The sequence below is a fragment of the Micromonospora sp. NPDC004540 genome (genome assembly GCF_040610095.1).
In the GTDB taxonomy this organism is placed as follows: Bacteria; Actinomycetota; Actinomycetes; order Mycobacteriales; family Micromonosporaceae; genus Micromonospora.
The window spans coordinates 12,938-34,111 of record NZ_JBEXLR010000034.1 but is presented as its reverse complement, the minus strand read 5'-3'; the positions used below and the strand labels follow the sequence as shown (position 1 = coordinate 34,111).

The 21,174-nt window shown below is 75.3% G+C and carries 22 protein-coding genes; 17 read left to right on the top strand and 5 right to left on the bottom strand.

The features are described 5' to 3' along the window. The first annotated feature begins 77 nt into the window (after positions 1-77). The 6 genes from ABZV78_RS14300 to ABZV78_RS14275 all read left to right on the top strand — a co-directional run bounded on the left by ABZV78_RS14300 (position 78) and on the right by ABZV78_RS14275 (position 4,301). On the top strand, positions 78-1,076 hold the full coding sequence (locus ABZV78_RS14300) for a WYL domain-containing protein (RefSeq protein ID WP_355638591.1): 999 nt from the start codon (positions 78-80) through the stop codon (positions 1,074-1,076). After that, positions 1,073-2,080: a YafY family protein gene (locus ABZV78_RS14295; RefSeq protein WP_355638590.1), complete on the top strand. Its 1,008-nt coding sequence runs from the start codon at positions 1,073-1,075 to the stop codon at positions 2,078-2,080. Before ABZV78_RS14300 ends, ABZV78_RS14295 begins: the two co-directional genes overlap by 4 nt. 10 nt (positions 2,081-2,090) lie before the next feature. After that, positions 2,091-2,339 (top strand): hypothetical protein, encoded by a 249-nt coding sequence (locus ABZV78_RS14290; protein WP_355638588.1) that lies wholly within the window; start codon positions 2,091-2,093, stop codon positions 2,337-2,339. A gap of 215 nt (positions 2,340-2,554) precedes the next feature. Continuing rightward, positions 2,555-2,827: a Sec-independent protein translocase subunit TatA gene (gene tatA / locus ABZV78_RS14285; RefSeq protein WP_355638587.1), complete on the top strand. Its 273-nt coding sequence runs from the start codon at positions 2,555-2,557 to the stop codon at positions 2,825-2,827. A 20-nt stretch (positions 2,828-2,847) separates the two neighbouring features. Then, positions 2,848-3,801 (top strand): twin-arginine translocase subunit TatC, encoded by a 954-nt coding sequence (tatC, locus tag ABZV78_RS14280; RefSeq protein ID WP_355638585.1) that lies wholly within the window; start codon positions 2,848-2,850, stop codon positions 3,799-3,801. 104 nt (positions 3,802-3,905) lie between these two features. Continuing rightward, positions 3,906-4,301 carry a hypothetical protein gene (locus ABZV78_RS14275; protein ID WP_355638583.1) on the top strand — a complete coding sequence of 132 codons (396 nt, stop codon included), beginning with the start codon at positions 3,906-3,908 and terminating at the stop codon, positions 4,299-4,301. A 25-nt stretch (positions 4,302-4,326) separates the two neighbouring features. Here ABZV78_RS14275 and ABZV78_RS14270 read toward each other — a convergent pair whose 3' ends face one another. After that, positions 4,327-5,211, bottom strand: coding sequence for an ABC transporter substrate-binding protein (locus tag ABZV78_RS14270; protein ID WP_355638582.1), 885 nt, complete (start codon positions 5,209-5,211; stop codon positions 4,327-4,329). A gap of 164 nt (positions 5,212-5,375) precedes the next feature. On the opposite strand from ABZV78_RS14270, the gene ABZV78_RS14265 reads away from it, so the two are divergent. Together ABZV78_RS14265 and ABZV78_RS14260 are read left to right on the top strand one after the other, a co-directional pair. Beyond that, positions 5,376-5,753: an SCP2 sterol-binding domain-containing protein gene (locus tag ABZV78_RS14265; RefSeq protein ID WP_355638580.1), complete on the top strand. Its 378-nt coding sequence runs from the start codon at positions 5,376-5,378 to the stop codon at positions 5,751-5,753. Further along, complete coding sequence (locus tag ABZV78_RS14260; protein ID WP_355638579.1) at positions 5,750-7,801, top strand: glycogen debranching N-terminal domain-containing protein; 2,052 nt, start codon at positions 5,750-5,752, stop codon at positions 7,799-7,801. Before ABZV78_RS14265 ends, ABZV78_RS14260 begins: the two co-directional genes overlap by 4 nt. A 5-nt stretch (positions 7,802-7,806) precedes the next feature. Here the strand turns inward: ABZV78_RS14260 and ABZV78_RS14255 are convergent, their stop codons facing one another. Further along, positions 7,807-8,355, bottom strand: coding sequence for a hypothetical protein (locus ABZV78_RS14255; RefSeq protein WP_355638577.1), 549 nt, complete (start codon positions 8,353-8,355; stop codon positions 7,807-7,809). Between the two features lie 192 nt (positions 8,356-8,547). Between ABZV78_RS14255 and ABZV78_RS14250 the strand changes: the two genes are divergently transcribed. From ABZV78_RS14250 to ABZV78_RS14240, 3 genes are all read left to right on the top strand, one after another. Continuing rightward, positions 8,548-9,249, top strand: a complete 702-nt coding sequence (locus ABZV78_RS14250; protein ID WP_355638575.1) for a hypothetical protein — start codon at positions 8,548-8,550, stop codon at positions 9,247-9,249. Between the two features lie 138 nt (positions 9,250-9,387). Then, positions 9,388-10,431 (top strand): zinc-dependent alcohol dehydrogenase family protein, encoded by a 1,044-nt coding sequence (locus ABZV78_RS14245; protein ID WP_355638573.1) that lies wholly within the window; start codon positions 9,388-9,390, stop codon positions 10,429-10,431. Between the two features lie 60 nt (positions 10,432-10,491). Next, on the top strand, positions 10,492-11,418 hold the full coding sequence (locus ABZV78_RS14240; protein WP_355638571.1) for a diacylglycerol kinase: 927 nt from the start codon (positions 10,492-10,494) through the stop codon (positions 11,416-11,418). Here the strand turns inward: ABZV78_RS14240 and ABZV78_RS14235 are convergent. Both ABZV78_RS14235 and ABZV78_RS14230 read right to left on the bottom strand, forming a co-directional pair. Then, positions 11,381-12,346 carry an EamA family transporter gene (locus ABZV78_RS14235; RefSeq protein ID WP_355638569.1) on the bottom strand — a complete coding sequence of 322 codons (966 nt, stop codon included), beginning with the start codon at positions 12,344-12,346 and terminating at the stop codon, positions 11,381-11,383. The two genes, ABZV78_RS14240 and ABZV78_RS14235, sit on opposite strands and share 38 nt — an antisense overlap. Before the next feature lie 90 nt (positions 12,347-12,436). After that, positions 12,437-13,210, bottom strand: coding sequence for an HAD-IA family hydrolase (locus tag ABZV78_RS14230; RefSeq protein ID WP_355638567.1), 774 nt, complete (start codon positions 13,208-13,210; stop codon positions 12,437-12,439). 77 nt (positions 13,211-13,287) lie between these two features. On the opposite strand from ABZV78_RS14230, the gene ABZV78_RS14225 reads away from it, so the two are divergent. Both ABZV78_RS14225 and ABZV78_RS14220 read left to right on the top strand, forming a co-directional pair. Further along, entirely contained in the window at positions 13,288-16,089 is a 2,802-nt protein-coding gene (locus ABZV78_RS14225; protein ID WP_355638565.1) for a DEAD/DEAH box helicase, read from the top strand. Between the two features lie 136 nt (positions 16,090-16,225). After that, positions 16,226-17,110: an MHYT domain-containing protein gene (locus tag ABZV78_RS14220; protein ID WP_355638563.1), complete on the top strand. Its 885-nt coding sequence runs from the start codon at positions 16,226-16,228 to the stop codon at positions 17,108-17,110. A gap of 10 nt (positions 17,111-17,120) precedes the next feature. Here the strand turns inward: ABZV78_RS14220 and ABZV78_RS14215 are convergent, their stop codons facing one another. Then, complete coding sequence (locus tag ABZV78_RS14215; protein ID WP_355638561.1) at positions 17,121-18,044, bottom strand: 5'-3' exonuclease; 924 nt, start codon at positions 18,042-18,044, stop codon at positions 17,121-17,123. Positions 18,045-18,134: 90 nt separating this feature from the next. On the opposite strand from ABZV78_RS14215, the gene ABZV78_RS14210 reads away from it, so the two are divergent. The 4 genes from ABZV78_RS14210 to ABZV78_RS14195 all read left to right on the top strand — a co-directional run bounded on the left by ABZV78_RS14210 (position 18,135) and on the right by ABZV78_RS14195 (position 21,166). Beyond that, positions 18,135-18,596, top strand: coding sequence for a MarR family transcriptional regulator (locus tag ABZV78_RS14210; protein ID WP_355638559.1), 462 nt, complete (start codon positions 18,135-18,137; stop codon positions 18,594-18,596). A gap of 17 nt (positions 18,597-18,613) precedes the next feature. Then, the gene (locus ABZV78_RS14205; RefSeq protein ID WP_355638557.1) at positions 18,614-19,471 is read left to right on the top strand and encodes a haloalkane dehalogenase; all 858 of its coding nucleotides are present in this window, start codon (positions 18,614-18,616) and stop codon (positions 19,469-19,471) included. Between the two features lie 44 nt (positions 19,472-19,515). Further along, the gene (locus tag ABZV78_RS14200) at positions 19,516-20,025 is read left to right on the top strand and encodes a hypothetical protein (RefSeq protein ID WP_355638556.1); all 510 of its coding nucleotides are present in this window, start codon (positions 19,516-19,518) and stop codon (positions 20,023-20,025) included. 67 nt (positions 20,026-20,092) lie between these two features. Next, positions 20,093-21,166, top strand: coding sequence for a DUF4037 domain-containing protein (locus ABZV78_RS14195; protein ID WP_355638554.1), 1,074 nt, complete (start codon positions 20,093-20,095; stop codon positions 21,164-21,166). Positions 21,167-21,174: the final 8 nt, after the last annotated feature.

Below are 21,174 nucleotides of genomic sequence, written 5' to 3'. Positions count from 1 at the left end.
CCTCCGCGGCGGGACTCCCGCGCGCCGCGCCCGCGCGGGTGCGCGCTGCGGACGTGCGGGCTGCTAGCGTTTCCCACGTGTCGCGGACCCGTACCGAACGCCTGGTCAACCTGGTGATCTGCCTGCTGTCCACGCGACGGTTCCTGACCGCCGCGCAGATCGCCGCGACCGTGCCCGGCTACGAGCACGATCCGGACGACGCCAAGGACCACGAGGCGTTCCAGCGCAAGTTCGAGCGGGACAAGGCCGAGCTGCGGGAGCTCGGGGTGCCGCTGGAGACCGGCACGGCCAGCGTCTTCGACGCCGAGCCGGGCTACCGGATCGCGCCCCGCGAGTACGCCCTGCCCGACATCCCCCTCGAGCCGGACGAGGCCGCCGCCGTGGGCATCGCGGCGCGGCTGTGGCAGCACGCCGGCCTGGCCGCCGCCGCCTCGTCGGGGCTGGCGAAGCTGCGCGCCGCCGGCATCGACGTCGACCCGCAGGCCACGCTGGGCCTGGAGCCGATGGTCACGGTCGACCCGGCGTTCGCGCCGCTGACCGCCGCCGCGCGGGACCGGCGCGAGGTCAACTTCGACTACCGGGTGCCCGACCGGGACGCCCCGACCCGCCGCCGGCTCCAGCCGTGGGGCGTGGTCTGCTGGCGGGGCCGCTGGTACGTGGTCGGGCACGACCTGGACCGGGCGGCGACCCGCTGCTTCCGGCTCTCCCGCGTGGTGGGCGCGGTCCGGGTGACCGGCCAGCCCGAGGCGTACGAGCCGCCCGCCGGGGTGGACCTCATCAGCCACGTGGCCCGCTGGTCCGGGCCGGTGGAGCGGACCGGCCGGGCCACCGTGCTGGTCGCGCCCGGCCGCGCCGCGGGGCTGCGCCGCTGGGCGGTGGAGAGCCACGCCGGGCCGGACGGTGACCGCCTGGTCCTGCCGTACGCCGACGCCGACTACCTGGCGGGCCAGATCGTCGGCTACGGCCCGGACGTGCGGGTGCTGGAGCCGCCGGAGGTCCGCGAGGCGGTCATCCAGCGGCTGAAGGAGATCGCCGCCCGCCACGACGACCTGGCCGTGGCCGGGGGTGCCCGGTGACCCGCCCGGCGGCCCGCGGCGGCCGCGCCTCGGCGGACCGGCTGGCCCGGCTGCTCAACCTGGTGCCCTACCTGCTGGCCCGCCCCGGCATCGAGATCGCCGAGGCGGCGCACGACCTGGGGGTGACCGAGAAGCAGCTCCGTGAGGACCTGGAGCTGCTCTGGGTGTGCGGGCTGCCCGGTTACGGCCCCGGTGACCTGATCGACATGGCGTTCGACGGCGACCGGGTGACCATCACCTACGACGCCGGCATCGACCGCCCGCTCCGGCTCACCCCGGACGAGGCGCTGGCCCTGGTGGTGGCGCTGCGGATGCTCGCCGAGACGCCCGGGGTGGCCAACCGGGAGGCGGTCGAGCGGGCCCTCGCCAAGATCGAGAGCGCCGCCGGCGACCTGGCCGGCGCCCCCGTCGAGGTGCGGCTGCCCGGCGACACGGCCCGGGTCCGCGAGCTGCGGGCCGCCGTGGAGCGCGGCCGGGCGCTGCGGATCACCTACTACACCGCGGCGCGCGACGAGACCACCGAGCGGACCATCGACCCGCTGCGGATGCTGATGGTCGGCGGCCGGGCGTACGTGGAGGCGTGGTGCCGTCGGGCCGAGGCGGTCCGGCTGTTCCGGGCCGACCGGATCGACGCGGTCACCGAGCTGGCGGAGCAGGCCGTGGTGCCGCCGCAGGCGCGCCCGCACGACCTCAGCGACGGGGTGTTCCGCCCCTCGCCGGACCTGCCGCTGATCACCCTGCGGATCGGCCGGGGCGAGCGGTGGATCACCGAGTACTACCCGTGCGAGCGGGTCGAGGCCGACGGCGAGCAGTGGCTGGTGTCGCTGCGGGTCACTGACCTGGGCTGGGCCCGCCGGTTCGTGCTCGGGCTGGGGCCGGACGTGACGGTGGTCGCGCCGACCGAGCTGGCCGAGCAGGTGCGGGCGCAGGCGGCCGCCGCGCTCGACGCGTACGCCACCCCGGCCGACCGCGCCGATCCGGCGGTGGGCGCGGTCACCCAGTAGGCTGACCGCCGTGGTGACGTGGATCGTGCTCGGGGTCGTGCTGTTCGCGCTGCTCGTGCTGGCCCTGGCGGTCCGGCCGGTGCTGGCGCGGCTGCCCCGGCTGCGCCGCACGGCGCTGGCCCTGCAACGGCGTCAGGCCGAGGCGGAGTCGCTGCGGTCCGCCGCCGAGGAGCTCCAGGCGCGGGCCGAGTCGCTCCAGGAGCGGGTGGGCGTGGCGCAGGAACGGATGACGTTGATCAAGGCCAGGCGCGGGAAGTGATCGACGGCGGTCGGTCCGCTGTTCGGTAGCTGCGCGTTCCCGGCCGGATCCGCGCACGATTGCGCCCCCGTGGGTGGTTGACGGGACACTCCGGGTTGGCCGAGACTTCACCGACCAGGCCCGCAACCGGGGGCCCGGCAGGGTGGCAACCGCCTTCGACGCACGTACGATGGGCTCCGACCACCCTCACCGACACAGAGCGACTGGAGCTTCCCATGGGTGCCCTCAAGCCGTGGCACATCGCCGTACTCGTGGTCGTGCTGATCCTGCTCTTCGGCGCGAAGCGGCTCCCCGACGCGGCCCGCTCGCTGGGCCGCTCGCTGCGGATCATCAAGGCCGAGACCAAGAGCCTGCACGACGACGACCGTGACCTGGCCGAGAAGGCCGACGCGCAGTCCGGCTACCAGCCGCTCCCGCCGCAGCAGCAGGTCACCCCGCAGCCGCAGCAGCAGCCGGTCGACCCGGTGCAGCGCGTCCGCGAGAACTGACCCGAGAGGGCTCCACCACCGTGGCCTTCGGGTTGAAGAAGCGCGGCCCGAGCAAGTTCGAGCAGGCCGCCGACGGCTCGATGACGCTCATCGAGCACGTCCGGGAACTGCGTACCCGGCTGTTCCGCGCGTCGCTGGCGATCCTGGTCGGTTTCGGTTTCGGCATCTGGCTGGCCACGCCGGTCCGGATCCTGCTCTCGAAGCCGTACTGCGACCTGCCGCAGTCGATCGACCCGGAAACCGGCAAGTGCCTGTTCGTGCAGCTCGGCGTCGCGGACGTCTTCCTGCTGAACCTGAAGATCGGCCTCTGGGTCGGTCTGGTCATCGCCGCGCCGGTCTGGCTCTACCAGCTCTGGGCGTTCATCGCGCCGGGTCTGCACCGGCACGAGCGGCGGTACGCGTACATCTTCACGGCGCTGGCCGCGCCGCTGTTCGCGGCCGGCGCGGTGCTGGCGTTCTTCGTCACCACCAAGGGGCTCGAGTTCCTGCTCAACGTCTCCGGTGACGACATCGCGACCAACCTCGAGGTCACCCGCTACATCTCGTTCGTCACGAACCTGATCCTGCTGTTCGGGGTGGCGTTCGAGTTCCCGCTGATCGTGCTGATGCTCAACTTCGTCGGGCTGGCAAGCGCGAAGCGCCTGCTGAGCTGGTGGCGGGTGGCGATCTTCGTGTTCTTCGCGTTCTCCGCGGTGGTCACGCCGACGCCCGACCCGTTCGGCATGACCGCGCTGGCGATCTGCCTCTCCGCGCTCTACTTCGGCGCGGTGGCGGTGGCCTTCATCAACGACCGGCGGCGGGGGCGGGGCCGGGAGCTCTACTCGGACGTCGCCGACGACGAGGTGTCGCCGCTGGACCTGTCCGTCGAGCCGGTCGGCGCGGCCGGCGGGGTGGAGGCGAGCGCGCCGATCGGGGCACCTGAGCCGGTCGCCGCCCCGGCGCCGATCGAACGCCGCTACGACGACATGACCTGACCGGTCCGTCCCGAGCACCGACGCGAACGCCGTCCCCGCCACGGGGGCGGCGTTCGCGGGTTCCGGGACGCCGTGGGGCCCGGCGGCTCGGCATACTGGCGACCGTGATCGACAACGACCGGGCGGGACGTCCCGACCTGCCTTCGGCGCTGCGCTTCCTGACCGAACTGGTCGCCTGGGTCGCCACCCCGTGGGCCCTCGGACGGCACTCCGTGGTGCTGGCGATCGCCTCGGTGGTGTTGCTGGTCGGCCTGCCCACCGTGTTCGCCACCCCCGGCGACAAGCGGCAGGTGATCGTGCCGGTGCCCGGGCTGGTCACCGTCGCGCTGGTGCTGCTGCAACTGGTCGCCGCAGTGCTCGGGGCCGGGGCGGCCTGGCCGTGGCCGGTCGCGGTCGCGGTGACCGTGTTGGCGGCGGCCACCGTGGTGACCGAGCTGCCCCGCTGGCGCCGGCTCGCCCCGCTCGGCCGCGACGGCCACCCGGCCGGCCGCGCCGCCTGACCCCGCCCGTCGTGCGGGCCGCCGGTCAGGCCACCCGGCGGGCCGCGTCCGGCGGCGGGGCCGGCACGGCGTCCGGGTGCAGGATCGCCGCGATCGCCTCGGCGCCGTCGACCAGGCGCGGGCCGGCCCGCACGATCAGCCCGTCCGCGTCGAGCGCCCACACCTCCGCCCCGGGGAACCGCGCGGCCACCCCGGCGGCCTGCGCGGCGGCCCCGTCCAGATGGAAGCCACACGGCGCGACCAGCACCACCTCGGGCCGGGCGGCCTGCAGCGCGGCCCAGGTGGTCGGCGTGGACCGGGCCCCGGGGTGGGTCGCCACCGGCTCGCCGCCGGCGGTCTCGACGAGGTCGGGGATCCAGTGCCCGGCGCCGAACGGCGGGTCCACCCACTCCACCACGGCGACCCGCCGCCGGGGCCGGCCGGCCACCGCCGCCCGGACCGCCGCGAGCCGCGCCCGCAGCGCGTCCACCAGAGCCTCCGCCCGGTCGGGCACCCGGGCCGCCGCGCCGACCGCCAGGATCGTGCCCAGCACGTCCGCCAGGGTGTACGGGTCGAGCGACAGCACCTCCGCCCGGCAGCCGAGGTGGTCGACGGCGTCCGCGACCCGGCCCGACGGCAGGGCGCAGACCCGGCACAGGTCCTGGGTGAGGATCAGATCCGGGTCGAGGCCGGCCAGCGCGCCGGCGTGCAGGGTGTAGAGGTCCGCGCCGGCGGCCAGTTGACTCCTGACGTACGCGTCGATCTCGCCGGGGCTCATCCCCCGGGTGTCCCGGCCACCCACCACGACCGCGGTGCCGGCCCGGTACTCGGGTGGCACCGCGCACTCGAAGGTGACCCCGACCAGTTCGTCGCCGAGCCCCAGGGCGTAGACGATCTCGGTGGCCGAGGGGAGGAGGGAGACCACCCGCATCCCGCCATCCTGCCGGCCTCCGCAGTTCCCCCGATCCCCGGGTCCGGGCCCTGGCCCGGCGTTAGTCTGGGGCGGCGCCCGAGGCGGTGCGGACGCGTCCGTCGTCGCGGCCCGCCCCGCAGCGGTGCCGGCGGCGTGACGGCCCTCTCCGGGGAGGCGGTGCGGTGTCCGATCCGATCGAGGCGTTCTTCGCGCAGCTCGCCCGGCAGGCCCCCGAGCGGTTGCTGCGGCGCACCGCCGGCTCGATCCGGTTCGAGCTGGAGGAGGACGGCGCGCTCCACGTCTGGCACCTGACCATTTCGGACGGGCGGATCGCGGTGGACCGCCGCGCGCGGGACGCCGACACGGTGATCCGAACCCGGCGGGACTTCTTCGTCCTGATGGCCCGGGGTGAGGCCAAGCCGCTGCCGGCCTGGCTGCGCAACGACATCACCGCCGAGGGGCACTTCCGGTTCGTGGTGCTGCTGGAGCGGCTCTTCCCGGCGCCGCCCGGGGCGCGGCACCCGCGGGCCGTCGCCGGTCGGCGTGAGGCGCCCGGATGAACCCGAACCTGGTCCGCGTGCTGGACGGCAACGTCTTCGTGCTCAGCGAGGACAACGGCGACATCGAGGCGACCCTGGCCAACCCGGTCGGCTTCTTCGACTTCGACACCCGGTTCCTGTCGCTGTGGCGGCTCTCCCTGAACGGCGACCGGTTGAGTGCGCTCTCCACCGTCGTGCGGGACTACCTCCACCTGCGGTTCTTCCTGGTCCCGGGGGCCCCGACCCACTACGTGGACGCCAGGACCTCGGTGATCCGGGAGCGCACGATCACCGGCGGCGCCTTCGAGGAGCGCCTGACGGTGTTCAACCACCACCACGCACCGGAGGAATTCACCGTCCGGCTCGACGTGGACAGCGACTTCGCGCCGCTCATCGCCGTCGCCACGGAGCGCACGCCGCCGGGACGGCTCTACCAGCGGTGCGAAGAGCGCGGGCTGCGCCTCGGCTACCAGCGGGAGAGGTTCCACCGGGAGACGGTGGTCACCAGCAGCGAACCGGTGCGGGTGGACGAGCAGGGTCTCACCTGGACGGTGCGGCTGGCGCCCAAGCAGACCTGGACGACGACCCTGCGGGTGCGGGCGCTGGTGCTGCGCCCCGACGGGGTGGACGTCCGGGAGCGGTTGGAGCGGCGGCCCCGGGCCGGGGCCGAGCAACGGCAGCAGGACCTGGCCGGGTGGCTGTCCCGGACGCCGCAGCTCAGCTGCGACTGGGAGGCGCTGACCGACACCTACCGGAGCAGCCTGGTGGACCTGGCGGCGCTGCGCTACTCGCCGCTGACCCTGCCCGACCAGGTGATGCCGGCCGCCGGTCTGCCCTGGGCGGCGACCATCACGGGCCGGGACAGCATTCTGACCAGCTTCATGGCGCTGCCGATCGCCTCCGAGCTGGCCTCCGCGACGGTGCGGATGCTCGGCATCGACCAGGGTGCGGTGCTCGACGACTTCCGTGACGAGGAGCCCGGCAAGATCCTCCGCGAGTTCCGCTACGGGGAGTTGGTGGCCTTCGAGGAGCGCCCAGAGTCCCCGTACTACGGCACCGCCGACGCCACCCCGCTCTACGTGATCCTGCTCGACGAGTACGAGCGGTGGACCGGCGACGTCGACCTGGTGCGGGAGTTCGAGGACGAGGCCCGGGCGGCCCTGCGCTGGATCGACGAGTACGGCGACCTGCTCGGCGACGGCTACGTCCGGTACCTGCGGCGCAACGAGCGCTCCGGGGTGGCGAACCAGAGCTGGAAGGACTCGCCGGAGGCGATCTGCTACGCCGACGGACGGCTGCCCGGCCCGCCGCTGGCCACCTGCGAGCTCCAGGGCTACGCCTACGACGCGAAGCTGCGCGGTGCGCGGATGGCCCGGGAGTTCTGGGGCGACCCGGCGTACGCCGACCGGCTGGAGCGGGAGGCGGCCGCGCTACGGGAACGCTTCGACCGAGACTTCTGGATCGCCGACCGGGGCTACTACGCGCTCGCCCTGGACGGCGACGGCCGGCAGGTCGACGCGCTGGCGTCCAACATGGGCCACCTGCTCTGGAGCGGCATCGTCCCGGCGGAGCGGGCGGCGCAGGTGGCCGCCCACCTGGTCGGGCCCCGGCTCTTCTCCGGCTGGGGGATCCGCAGCCTGGCCACCGAACAGGAGCGGTACAACCCGCTCGGCTACCACGTCGGCGCGGTGTGGCCGTTCGACAACGCGTTGATCACCTGGGGCCTGCGCCGGTACGGCTTCGCCGAGGAGGCGGGGCGGGTCGCCGAGGCACTGGTGGACGCCTCCCGCTTCTTCCACGGCCGGTTGCCCGAGGCGTTCGCCGGCTATCCCCGCGAGCTGACCGAGTATCCGGTCGGCTATCCGACCGCGAACAGCCCGCAGGCGATGGCGACGGCTGCCCCGTTCCTGCTGCTGCGCGCCCTGCTCGGCCTGGAGGCGGCCGGCGAGCACCTGCTGATGGCGCCGCGGGTGCCGGCCCGGTTCGGCCGGGTGGAACTGCTCGACGTGCCGGGCCGGTGGGGTCGGCGGGACGTGATCGGCAGCGGGCTGGCTCACGTCGACCACTGACCGCCTCAGCGCCGGGACCGGCGGTTCCGTCCACCCTCGGGGGTGAGCAGCACCGCCACCCCTCGGACCAGAAGGAACGCGGCGAGCAGTGCCAGCCACGTGCCGGCCCGGTAGGTGCTGTCGGGCTGAGGGCCGTCGCCGTAGCCGGCGGTTCGCAGCGCCACCATGCTCGCCACGAAGGTCAGTGCGGCCACGATGAGGAAGACCAGCCCGGTGACTGGGCGCAGCCCGTCCCGCCAGGCCGGCCGGGTCCAGGCCGTCACGAACAGCGCCACCAGCAGCAGCCAGCCCACGTAGAGGGCCACCTGCGCGGCCGGCAGCTCGGTGAGGGCGTACGTGCGGGTCGGGGCCGGCCCGGTGCCGATGCCGAACATCCGGTCCACCGGGTCCAGGCCGGGGCTGACCGTGACCCACGGTCGGGTGTGGGCGCCGACCAGCAGGATCAGGCCGAGCAGGGCGGGGACGACGGCGGTGGCGCGACGCTGGGCGGTGGGGGAGGGCGCGTCGCCGGAGACGGTCTCGGCGGCGCCCGGCGTCGCGGGAGTCGTGGTCACGCCGCGCATCATGGCAGCCGGACCGGCGGCCGTCGACCCCGTGTCGCCGGTCGCGGCAACCGCTGCTCTTGCCAGGACGGCGGGCGCGCTTAGACTCTCCTGACTTCGCCGAAAGTCCCCCCGGGCGGTGTGCCAGGGGCGGTTGTCGGCGCCCGTTCTGGTCAGCGCGCTGACCTCCGCTCCGGAGAGCCGATGAAGAGCCGTACCGCCGCCGCCGTCGTGGCCGCGATCTGCGCCACCGCCGCCCTCACCGCCTGCGGTGACGACGACCCCGCCCCGAAGGGCGGCGAGGTCCCGGTGACCGCCACCGACACCAGTTGCGAGGTCGCCACCACCCTTTTCACCCCGGGCGCGGTCACCTTCGCGGTGACCAACCGGGGCCAGCAGAGCACCAAGGTGTACGTCTACGGCCGGGAGGGCGAGGGGTTCACCAAGGTGGTCGCCGAGGCGTCGGACGTCGCGCCGGGGAAGAGCCGCGCCCTGAGCGCCACCCTCGCCACCGGCCTCTACGACGTCGCCTGCCGGCCCGGTGGGCAGGGCGACGGCGTGCGGACCCGGATCACCGTCTCCGACGACGGCACCGTGGCCAGCGCCGCCGCCGAGACGGCGTACGACCGGCAGGTGGCCATCCAGTTGACGGCGGCCGGGATCACCGGCGCCGACGGGCTGATCGCCGAGCCCGGCGAGAAGATCGACTTCCGGGTGACGAACAAGACCACCAGCGCCCGGACCCTGTACGTGCTCAACCCGGACGGCAAGCGGGCCGCCGAGGTCAAGGTGGAGCCCAACGGCAAGGCGGAGGCGGTCGTGGCGCTCGGCGGCGTCGGCAACTGGACGCTGAAGGTGAAGGGCGACGGCGTCGCCCCGGCGACGAGGCGACTCGTCGTGCGCTGACCGGTGAGCCCCGCCACGCGGTGGGAAAGCGGGTTCGCGGCGCGTCCCGGGCGGTCTAGTGTTCGCCCGGGGCCGCCCGCCCCGCCGCCGGCCGCACCGGCCCGGCGCCCGCGCCCCGCCACCGGGAGGACCTCACCCATGCGCGCCACCGTGATCCACGGCCCGAACGACGTCCGGGTCGAGGAGGTGCCGGACGCCGCCGTCCGCAACCCCACCGACGCCGTCGTCCGCACCGTGCTGGCCTGCATCTGCGGCAGCGACCTGTGGGCGTACCGGGGGGTCGCCCAGCGGGAGCCGGGGCAGCGCATCGGGCACGAGTTCCTCGGCGTGGTCGAGGCCGTCGGCGCCGAGGTCGGCTCGGTGCGGGTCGGCGACCTGGTGGTGGCGCCGTTCGTCTGGTCCGACGGCACCTGCGACTTCTGCCGCGAGGGGCTGCACACCTCCTGCCCGCACGGCGGCTTCTGGGGTTCCGTCGGCTCCGACGGCGGCCAGGGGGAGGCCGTCCGGGTCCCGCACGCCGACGGCACCCTGGTGAAGCTGCCCGCCGAGGCGGCTGGTGACGAGCGGCTGCTCACCGCGCTGCTGGCGCTCTCCGACGTGCTGGCCACCGGCCACCACGCCGCCCTCGCCGCCCGGGTCCGCCCCGGCGCCACCGTCGCCGTGGTCGGTGACGGCGCGGTCGGGCTCTGCGGGGTGCTCGCCGCGAAGCGGCTCGGCGCGGAGCAGATCATCGCGCTGGGCCGGCACACCGACCGCACCGACATCGCCCGTTCCTTCGGGGCCACCGACGTGGTCGCCGAGCGGGGCGAGGCGGCGATCGCCGCGGTGCGGGAGCTGACCAAGGGGCAGGGCGCGCACGCCGTGCTGGAGGCGGTCGGCACCGAGGAGTCGATGCGGACCGCGATCTCCATCGCCCGCGACGGCGGCGCGGTCGGCTACGTGGGCGTCCCGCACGGCGGCAGCGCCGGCGTGGACATCCGGCAGATGTTCCACCGCAACGTGACCCTCGCCGGCGGCGTCGCGCCGGCCCGGGCGTACATCCCGGAACTGCTGGCCGACGTGCTGGCGGGCACCATCGACCCGTCCCCGGTCTTCGACCGGTCGGTGACCCTCGACGGGGTGCCGGACGGCTACCGGGCCATGGACGAACGGACCGCGCTGAAGGTGCGCATCACCTTCTGAGCCGCGCCGGCCGCGAGTAGGGGTGTCGCCCCTGGTGAGCGGCGTGGCTCGTGCCGTACGGTGCTCGCCGTGACCGCGCACGATCTTGTCCCGCCCGGCCCGGTGGCCGTGCTCGCCAACCCGACCGCCGGCCGGGGGCGGCACCGTGGCCTGCTGCCCCGGCTGCTGGAGCGGCTGGGCGACGCCGGCCGGCCGGTCGAGCTGCTGCGGGCGGGTAGCCCGGAGGAGGCGGAGGCGGCGTGCCGCGCCGCGGTCGCCGACGGCGCCGGGGCGCTCGTCGCCGTCGGCGGGGACGGCACCGTGCACCGGGCGTTGCAGGCGGTGGCCGGCACGACGGTGCCGTTCGGACCGGTCCCCGCCGGCACCGGCAACGACTTCGCCGTGGACACCGGCTTCCCGGCCGACCCCCTCGCCGCGGTCGAGGTGATCGCCGACGCGCTGCGCGCCGGCCGCACCCGCCCGGTCGACCTGGCCCGGCTGACCACCCCCGGGGGCGGCGACCGCTGGTACGGCGCCGTGCTGGCCGCCGGCTTCGACGCGATCGTCAACGAGCGGGCCAACCGGATGCGCTGGCCCCGCGGCCCGCGCCGCTACGACCTGGCCATCCTGGTCGAGCTGGCCCGGCTGCGGCCGCGCCGCTACCGGCTGCGCCTCGACGGCGTGGAGCAGGAGGTGGACGCGGTGCTGGTCGCGGTCGGCAACGGGGCCAGCTACGGCGGCGGCATGCGGATCTGCCCGGACGCCGACCCGACCGACGGCCTGCTGGACGTCGTGGTGGGCGGCCGCTTCGACCGGCGCACGCTGATGCGGGTCAAGCCCCGCATCTACCAGGGCACCCACGTCACCCACCCGCTGGTCCGCAGCTACCGGGCCCGCACCGTCGAACTGGACGCCGAGGGCATCACCACGTACGTCGACGGGGAGCGGGCGTTCGACCTCCCGGTGCGGGTCAGCGCGGTGCCGGCGGCGGTGCGGCTGCTGCGCTGACCAGCGCGCCGCCCTCGGCGCCCGGCCCGGCCGGCGGCGGCGTGGCGGCCGGGGCGCCGGCCCGTACCGCGCCGATGCTCGCGGCGATCACCAGGGCGATGGCGAGCACCTCCACCGGGTGCAGCGCCTGGCCGAGCACCAGCCACCCGGCCAGCGCGGCGATCGCCGGCCCGAGGCTCATGAGCACGGCGAAGGTCGCCGTGGGCAGCCGCCGCAGCGCCAGCAGCTCCAGCGTGTACGGCAGCACCGAGGCGAGCAGGGCCAGCCCGGTGCCGAGCCCCAGCACCGCCGGGTGCCACAACCGGCCGCCCGAGCCGACCAGCCCGATCGGCAGGGTGACCAGCGCGGCCACCGCGAGCGCCAGGGCCAGCCCGTCGGCCCGGGGGAACCGCCCGCCGACCCGGGCCGAGCAGACGATGTACGCCGCCCACAGCGCGCCCGCGACCAGCGCCAGCCCGGCGCCGACCGGATCCAGCCGGTCGAACCCGCCCTGGCCGAGCAGGGCCACCCCGGCCAGCGCCAGCCCGGCCCAGCACCAGGCGGCCAGCCGGCGGGCGGTGACCACGGACAGCGCCAGCGGGCCGAGCACCTCCAGGGTCACCGCCGGTCCGAGCGGGATCCGCTCGATCGCCTGGTAGAAGATCGAGTTCATGCCGGCCAGGGCCAACCCGAAGGCGACCACGGCCGCCCAGTCGCCCCGACCGTGCCCGCGCAGCCGCGGGCGACACACGACCAGCATCAGCAGCGCGCCGATGGTCAGCCGCAGGGTGACCGCCCCGGCCACCCCGGTACGCGGGAACAGCAGCGCGGCCACCGCCGAGCCGAACTGCACCGACAGCGCCCCGCCGAGCACCAGCCCGACCGCGCCGAGCCGGCCGCCGGAGAGCCGTCCGGTCAGCCGGGGACGAAAGGAGCGGTCGGACGTCATGCCGTTACGCTAGCGCCGCTGGTCAGCGGTGGTGCCGCCGGGCCGCCCGGTGTCCGGGCGTGCCGCTCCGGCCGTCGCCGACCGGTGCGGTCAGTTGCGGAGGGCCAGGTCGAGCACGGCGCCCAGCCCGTTCGGCCGGCCCGGGTCGGCGCAGGGCAGCACCAGCACCTCGCAGCCGGCCGCCGCCGCCCCCGCGTCGGCGGGGCTGTCGCCCACCATGAGCGTGCGCTCCGGGTCGACGCCGAGCATCCCGCACGCCCGCAGGAAGATGCCCGGGTCCGGCTTGCAGCGCCCCACCTCGTACGACAGGGCCCAGGCGTCGATCAGGCCGTCCAGCTTCCAGGCGGCGAACAGCGGCCGGAGGTCGAAACCGATGTTGCTGACCACCGCGACCTTCACCCCGGCGTCCCGGAGCGCGCCCAGCACCGGCTCGGTGTCCGGGTAGGGCACCCAGCCCTCCGGGACGAGCAGCCGCTCGTAGAGCGCGTCGGCGAACCCGTCGATGCCGGCGTCCACCGTCTCGGCCAGCCCCGTGTAGGCGCCCCGGTGGGCGTGCGGGTAGAGATCCCGGTCGGCCCAGAGCTCGGCCAGCCGGGGCGGCACCCGGGCCGGCAGCGGCCCGCCCGCCCGGCCGGCGGTGAGCAGCCGGTCGGCCAGCGCCGTGGCCCGGACCCGGTCCAGCTCGACCCCGCAGGCCGCCCCGGCGGCGAGTACCCACTCTCGGGGCTCCTCCACCTGGGCGAGGGTGCCGTGGAAGTCGAAGAGCACCGCCTCCACGGGGCGACGGGACGGGCTCGGGCGGACGGCGTCGTCGGCGCCGCTCGAGACTCGGGGCGGTTCGGCATGATCCGGCACGTCGTGCACCCTACCGACCCGCTCCGACCCACCTGCCGGACGGCCTTGGCCGGTGGCCGTCGGTCGCACCGATTAATCTTGAGGACATGTCGAGCCCCGCCGAGCGGTACGCCGCGGCGCGCCGCCGGGCCGCGCAGGCCTCCGCCTTCCCGGCCCTGGACGAATTCGCCCGCGATCTGGGGTTCGACCTCGACGACTTCCAGCGCGAGGCGTGCGAGGCCCTGGAGCGGGGCAGCGGCGTGCTGGTCTGCGCGCCCACCGGCGCCGGCAAGACCGTGGTGGGCGAGTTCGCCGTACACCTGGCCCTGCGGGGCACGCCCGGGAAGCCGGCGGCGGCCGACGGCGGCGGGGGGCCGACCACCCGGCGCAAGTGCTTCTACACCACGCCGATCAAGGCGCTGTCCAACCAGAAGTACCACGACCTGGTCGACCGCTACGGCGCCGAGCAGGTCGGCCTGCTCACCGGCGACAACGCGATCAACGGCGACGCGCCCGTGGTGGTGATGACCACCGAGGTGCTGCGAAACATGCTCTACGCCGGCTCGGCCACCCTCGAGGGCCTGGCCTACGTGGTGATGGACGAGGTGCACTACCTGGCCGACCGGTTCCGTGGCGGCGTCTGGGAAGAGGTGATCATCCACCTGCCCGCCTCGGTCACCCTCGTGTCGCTCTCGGCTACGGTCTCCAACGCCGAGGAGTTCGCCGACTGGCTCGTCACCGTGCGCGGAGAGACCGCCGTGGTGGTCAGCGAGCACCGCCCGGTGCCGCTCTGGCAGCACATGCTGGTCGGCAAGCGGATGTTCGACCTGTTCCACGACGCCGACGCGGCCCGCAAGCACGACGTCCACCCCGAGCTGCTGCGCTACACCCGGGACACGGTCCGCCGGCTGGAGCTGGGGGAGGGGCGCAGCGCCGGACCCGGCGCGGGCCGGCGCGGCCCCCGCTGGCGCGGCCCGATGCGCCCCGACATCGTCGAGCGGCTGGACCGGGAGAACCTGCTCCCGGCGATCCTGTTCATCTTCAGCCGGGCCGGCTGCCAGGCGGCCGTCCAGCAGTGCCTCGCGGCCGGGCTGCGGCTGACCTCGCCCGAGGAGCGCGCCGAGATCCGCCAGGTGGTCGAGTCGCGGATCACCGCCATCCCCGGCGAGGACCTGACCGTGCTGGGCTACTGGGAGTGGCTCGACGGGTTGGAGCGCGGGCTCGCCGCCCACCACGCCGGCATGCTGCCCGCGTTCAAGGAGGTCGTCGAGGAGCTGTTCGTCCGCGGCCTGGTCAAGGCGGTCTTCGCCACCGAGACCCTCGCCCTGGGCATCAACATGCCGGCCCGCTGCGTGGTGCTGGAGCGGCTGGTCAAGTTCAACGGCGAGGCGCACGTCGACCTCACCCCGGGGGAATACACGCAGCTCACCGGGCGGGCCGGCCGGCGCGGCATCGACGTCGAGGGGCACGCCGTGGTGGTCTGGTCGCCGGAGACCGACCCCCGGCACGTCGCCGGCCTCGCCTCCACCCGCACCTACCCGCTGCGGTCCAGCTTCCGGCCCTCCTACAACATGGCGGTCAACCTGGTCGGCACCGTCGGCGCGGAGCCGGCCCGGGCCCTGCTGGAGTCCTCGTTCGCGCAGTTCCAGGCGGACCGGTCGGTGGTCGGCCTGGCCCGGCAGGTGCAGCGCAACACCGAGACCATCGAGGCGTACGGCGCGGAGGCGGCCTGCCACCAGGGCGACTTCGACGAATACTTCGCCCTGCGGGTGGCCATCGCCGACCGGGAGCGGGCCATCGCCCGGCAGGGGCAGACCCAGCGCAAGGCGGCGGCCGTCGCCTCGCTGGAGCGGCTGCGGGTGGGCGACGTGATCCGGGTGCCGTCCGGCCGGCGGGCCGGCCTCGCGGTGGTGCTCGACCCGGCCACCGGCGGTTTCGGCGAGCCCCGCCCGCTGGTGCTCACCCAGGACCGGTGGGCCGGGCGGGTCAGCCCCGGCGACTTCACCACCCCGGCCGAGGTGCTCGCCCGGATCCGGGTGCCCAAGCACTTCAACCACCGCTCGCCGGGGGCCCGGCGTGACCTGGCCGCCGAGGTCAGCGACATCGGGCTGGACCGGCACGGCGGCCGCCGTGGTGGGCGCTCCCGGCAGGCGGTCGGCGAGGACCACCGGCTCAGCCAGCTCCGCACCGAGCTGCGCCGGCACCCCTGCCACGCCTGCCCCGACCGGGAGGAGCACGCCCGCTGGGCCGAGCGGCGCCGCCGCCTGGAGCGCGACACCGAGGAGCTGCGGCAGCGGGTGGCCGGGCGGACCGGTTCGCTGGCCCGCACCTTCGACCGGATTGTCGCGCTGCTGACCGCGCGCGGTTACCTCTCCGCCGACGGCGAGGTGACCGACGCCGGCCGGATGCTCGGCCGGATCTGGACCGAGGCCGACCTGCTGGTCGCCGAGTGCCTGCGCCGCAGGGTGTGGGACGGGCTCTCCCCGGCCGAACTGGCCGCCGCCGTCTCGGTGGTGGTCTTCGAGGCCCGCCGGGACGTCGACGAGCGGGCCTCCCTGCCGCGCGGCGCGGTGGTCGACGCGGTCGACGAGACGCTGAAGCTGTGGGGCGACATCGAGGCGGACGAGGCGTCCCGCGGCCTGGCGGTCACCCGCGAGCCCGACCTTGGCTTCGCCTGGCCGATCTACCGCTGGGCGCGCGGCGAGGCCCTCGCGAAGGTGCTCGCCAGCGGGCACCAGATCGACGGCGAGATGCCGGCCGGCGACTTCGTCCGCTGGGCCCGCCAGGTGGTCGACCTGCTCGGCCAGCTCGCCGACTCCGGCGGCGCCTCCAGCGAGCTGCGCTCCACCGCGCGGCAGGCGATCGCGGCGGTCAACCGGGGCGTGCTGGCGTACCACGCCGCCGCCTGACCATCACGGACGGTAGTTGCCCCCCGGCGGACGACGCCTCGCTCTGTCGCGTTGCTGTCATGCCTGCTCACGGCTTGTCCGATCATGGATGATGGGCGTTGGGTACGCGCCGATGACTCATTGAGGGAAGGCCGCCATGGCGGAGATAAGTCACTTTGAGTACGGGTGGATCACCCCCGCGCTCAGTTATGCACTGTCCGTGCTCGGCTCGGTACTCGGCCTGGTCTGCGCCGGGCGGATCCGGACCGCGACCGGGGCGGGCCAGCGGGTCTGGTGGGGCTTCCTCGCCGCCTGGGCGCTGGGCGGTACGGCGATCTGGGCCATGCACTTCATGGCGATGCTCGGCTTCGCCGTCGCGGGCACCCGGATCCGCTACGACGTGCCGCTGACCGCCGCCAGCACCGCGATCGCGATGGCCGCGGTCGGCATCGGCCTGGCCGTCGTGGGCACCGGCCGGCTGTCCGCCGCCCGGCTGCTCGCCGGCGGCCTGTTCACCGGCCTCGGGGTGGCCGCCATGCACTACACCGGCATGGCCGCCATGCGGCTCGACGGCACCCTCGGCTACGACCGGGTCCGGGTGGCGCTGTCGGTGGTCATCGCGGTGGTCGCCGCCAGCGTGGCGCTCTGGCTGTCGATGACCGTCCGCCGGGGCGTGGCCATCGCCGCCTCCGCGCTGGTCATGGGCATCGCCGTGAACGGGATGCACTTCACCGGGATGAGCGCGCTGTCGGTGCATCCGCACCAGCCGCGCGGCGACCTGGCCGGCGCCGAGGTGAGCAGCCTGCTCGTGCCGATCATCCTGGCCGTGATCTTCGGCGTGGTGGGCCTGGTCTACGCGCTGCTCGCCGCGCCCACCGAGGACGACCGGGTCGGGACCGCCTTCCTGGACGCGCGGTGGGACGACGCGGCGCCGGTCGCGGCGGCCGAGCCGGCTCCGGACCCGGTGGGCCTGCGCGGCCGGTCCACCCTCGGCCAGCCGGGCACCCCGTTCCCGTCCCGCCGGGACGCCGGCCGCCGCTGACCGCCTTCGGTCAGGCGCGGGCGGTGGCGAGCGCGTCCACCAGGCGCCGGCACGAGCCGGCCAGGTTCCATCGCTGGGCCAGCTCCAGCAGCCGGTCCGGGTCGGCCGGCGCGGTCGGCAACGCGGTGGCCAGCTCGGGCAGCGGCACGTCGGTGGCCACCCGGACCACCTTGGGCGCGACGGCCAGGTAGTCCCGGGCCGCGTTGAGCTTGGTGCGCAGCCCGGGGGCGAAGCCGGAGCCGGGGTCGTCCAGCGCGGCGAGGATGCCGGGCAGGCCGTCGTAGCGCTCGATGAGGCGGGCGGCGGTCTTCTCGCCCACCCCGGGCACCCCGGGCAGGCCGTCGCTGGGGTCGCCGCGCAGCGCGGCGAAGTCGGCGTAGCGGTCGGCGGGGACGCCGTAGCGGGCGCGGACCGCGGCGTCGTCGCAGTCGTCGAGCTTGGCCACGCCCCGGCCGACGTAGAGCAGGCGCACCTGGCGGGCGTCGTCGACGAGCTGGAACAGGTCGCGGTCGCCCGAGACCACCTCTGCCGGGCCGGGCTGGGTCACCGAGAGGGTGCCGAGCACGTCGTCGGCCTCGTAGCCGGTGGCGCCGACCGCCGGAATGCCGAGCGCGTCGAGCACCTCGAGGATCATCGGCACCTGCGGGGAGAGGGTGTCCGGCACCACCTCGCCGCCCTGCGGCGCCACCCGGTGCGCCTTGTACGACGGCAGCAGCTCCACCCGCCACGCCGGTCGCCAGTCGTGGTCGAGCGCGCAGACCATCCGGTCCGGCCGCCGGGTGCGGACCAGTTGGGCCAGCATGTCGAGGAAGCCGCGGACGGCGTTGACCGGCTGGCCGTCGTCCGTCTTCGCCGCCGATTCGGGGATGCCGAAGTAGGCGCGGAAGTAGAGGCTCGGGGAGTCGATCAGCAGGATCGGGGGTCGGTGTGCCACGCCGACAGCCTGGCACAGCCCACCGACGAGGTGGGGGACGCGCCGGCAAGATACTAGCCATGTACATCATGTACATGTATTGTTTCCGGCATGAGTGGAACGCCGATCGGCCCCAGCCCCGGCCACCTGGTGTGGCGGCTGGCGATGCGCTGGCGGGTGGCGGTCGACCGGGCGCTCGCGCCGCTCGGCCTCACCCACGCGCAGTACGTGCTGCTCTCCTCGCTGCACGGGATGCGCCGCGCCGGCCTGCACCCGAGCCAGCGCGAGCTGGCCGACCACACCGGCCTGGAGCCGCTCTACGTGTCGAAGCTGGCCCGGTCCCTGGAGGCCGACGGGCTGGTCCGGCGCGAGCGCGACCCGGCCGACACCCGCGCCGTCCGGCTCACCCTGACCGACCGGGGCCGCGAGGCGGTCCGCCCGGCGATCGACACCGTCCAGGCCCTGCTCGACCGGCTGCTCGCCCCGCTCGGCGGCCGGGACGACCCGCGTACGGCCGGGTTCGTCCGCGAGCTGACCACCCTGCTGGAGACCCCGCTCGACCCACCCGACTGACGAAGGAGCGCCGGGACATGCCCGAGACGCGCGTACTGGACTCGACCATCCACCACGAGGAGAGCGGCGCCGGGCCGGCGTTCGTGTTCCTGCACGGCAACCCCGGCTCGTCACACACCTGGCGCAACGTGCTGCCCGGGATCGGCGCGGGCCGGCTGCTCGCGCCCGACCTGATCGGCATGGGCCGCTCCGGCAAGCCCGACTCGCCCTACCTCTTCGCCGACCACGCCCGCTACCTGGACGCCTGGTTCGACGCCCTCGACCTGGACCGGGTGGTTCTGGTCGGCCACGACTGGGGCGGCGCGCTCGCCTTCGACTGGGCGGCCCGGCACCCCGACCGGGTGCGCGGCGTGGCGTTCCTGGAGACCATGGTCAAGCCCATGGCGTGGAGTGACCTCTCGCCGCAGGCCCGGGCCCGCTCCGAGGCGATCCGCACGCCGGGCGTCGGCGAGCAGCTCGTGCTCGACCAGGACCTGCTGGTCCGACAGGCGTTCACCGGCGGGGTCCTCCAGCCGGTCGGCGAGGAGGACCTGAAGACCTACCTGGCGCCCTACCCGACCCGGGAGAGCCGGCGGCCGCTGCTGGCCTGGGCGCGGCAGATGCCGCTCGGTGGCGAGCCGGCCGAGCTGGTCGCCCGGATCGAGGCGTACGACCGGTGGCTGGCCGCCAGCGCCGAGGTGCCGAAGCTGCTGCTGACCTTCGAGGGCTCACCGACCCTGCTGATCACCCCGGAGCTGGCCGAGTGGTGCGCGCGGAACATGGCGGCGCTGGAGACGGTCGCCTGCGGGCCGGCCGGGCACCACGCGCCGGAGGACCGCCCCGACGAGATCGCCGCCGCCGTCTCCCCCTGGGCGGACCGCCACCACCTCCGCTGACCCGGGGGCGGTGGGCGACGGTGGCGGCGGGAAGAGTGGAGGGCGTGGCCGTCACTCAGCAGCTCGCGCGACTCTCCGCCGACCAGCTCACCTCCTGCCGCCGTTCCACCGAGGAGCTGGACCGGCTCTGCTCGTTCCGGCTGCTGCCGGCGGCGGATCACCTGGACCTCGGCTGGTCGCCGGCTGCGCTACGCCGCGCCGCCGAACTGAGCGCGGCCGGCCCGGCGACCGTCGCCGCGCTTCGCCGGGCGCTCGACGGCGACGCGGAGATCAGTCCGGCGTACCGCGACTGGCCTGACGCAGTGTGGGAGCAGCCGGTCACCTCGCTGGATCCCGATGGTGTCGCCGAGGTGTCCGCGCTGCTCGCGGCGGCGGACCCGGCGGTCGTGCTGGCTGCCGTGCCGGCCGAGCCCGCCGTGGCGACGGCTCGCCTCGGGCTGCCGACGGTCGACAGGGACCCGCGGGCGTACCTGCGCGGCCAACTCCTGGCGCTGCGGGAGTTCTACCTGGCGGCGGCGCGTCGCCGGCTCGCGGTCGCCAGTTGGTGGGACTGACCGTCGGACGTCGCCGTCGGGCCGAAACCGGGGGGCGCGGTGGGCGTACGGTGCGCAGACTGGCGGGGTGACGTTCGTACCCGGCCTGACCCTGGCGCACCAGTTCCACGACGAGGTGGTCGCCCCGCTGCTGGCCCGCCGGCTGCCCGGCCTGCGCTACGCGGCCGGGCTGCTCGACGGTGGCTCGGAGCTGCTCGGCCTGGACACGCCCCGGTCGACCGACCACGACTGGGGGCCGCGCACCCAGCTCTTCGTCGCCGCGGCGGACGAGGTGGCGCCCGTGCGGGCCGTCCTCGACGCGGAGCTGCCGACCGAGTTCCTCGGCTGGCCGACCCGGTTCACCGGCGGCCCGACGGTCCGGCTCGGCGTGGCCCGCGCAGACGGGGAGCGGAACGGGGTGAGCGTCGACGAGCTGGGGGCGTGGCTGCGCGACCGGCTGGGCGGGGATCCGCAGGCCGGGATGACGGTGGCCGACTGGCTCGCCGCGCCCACCCAGCGGCTCGCCGAGCTGACCGGCGGGGCGGTGTTCCACGACGGGCTGGACGGGGCGCTCACCGCCGTCCGGGCCCGGCTGGCCTGGTACCCGGAGGATGTCTGGCGGCACGTGCTGGCGGCCGGATGGCAGCGGATCGGCCAGGCCGAGCACCTGGCCGGCCGCTGCGCCGAGGTCGGCGACGAGCTGGGCAGCCGGGTGGTGGCCGCCGGGCTGGCCCGTGACCTGATGCGCCTCGGCCTGCTGCTGCACCGCCGCTGGCCCCCGTACGCGAAATGGCTCGGCTCGGTCTTCGCCGCGCTGCCGGCCGCGGCGCCGGTGGTGGACGCGCTGACCACCGCCCTCGGGCCGGACGGGTGGCCCCGGCGGCAGGCCGGGCTCGTCCGGGCGCTGGAGATTGTGGCGGCCTGGACCAACGACACCGGACTGGCCGCGCCGGTCGACCCGGCCGCCCGGCGGTTCCACGACCGGCCGTTCCTGGTCCTGCACGCCGAGCGGTTCACCACCGCCCTGCGCGCCGCGATCGCCGACCCGGCGCTGCGCGCCCGCCCGCCGGTCGGCGCGGTGGACCAGTACCTCGACAACGTCGACGTGCTCACCCGCCCGGCGCGGGCCCGTCGGGTCGCCGCGGCCGTCCTCCCGGACTGAGCGCCGAC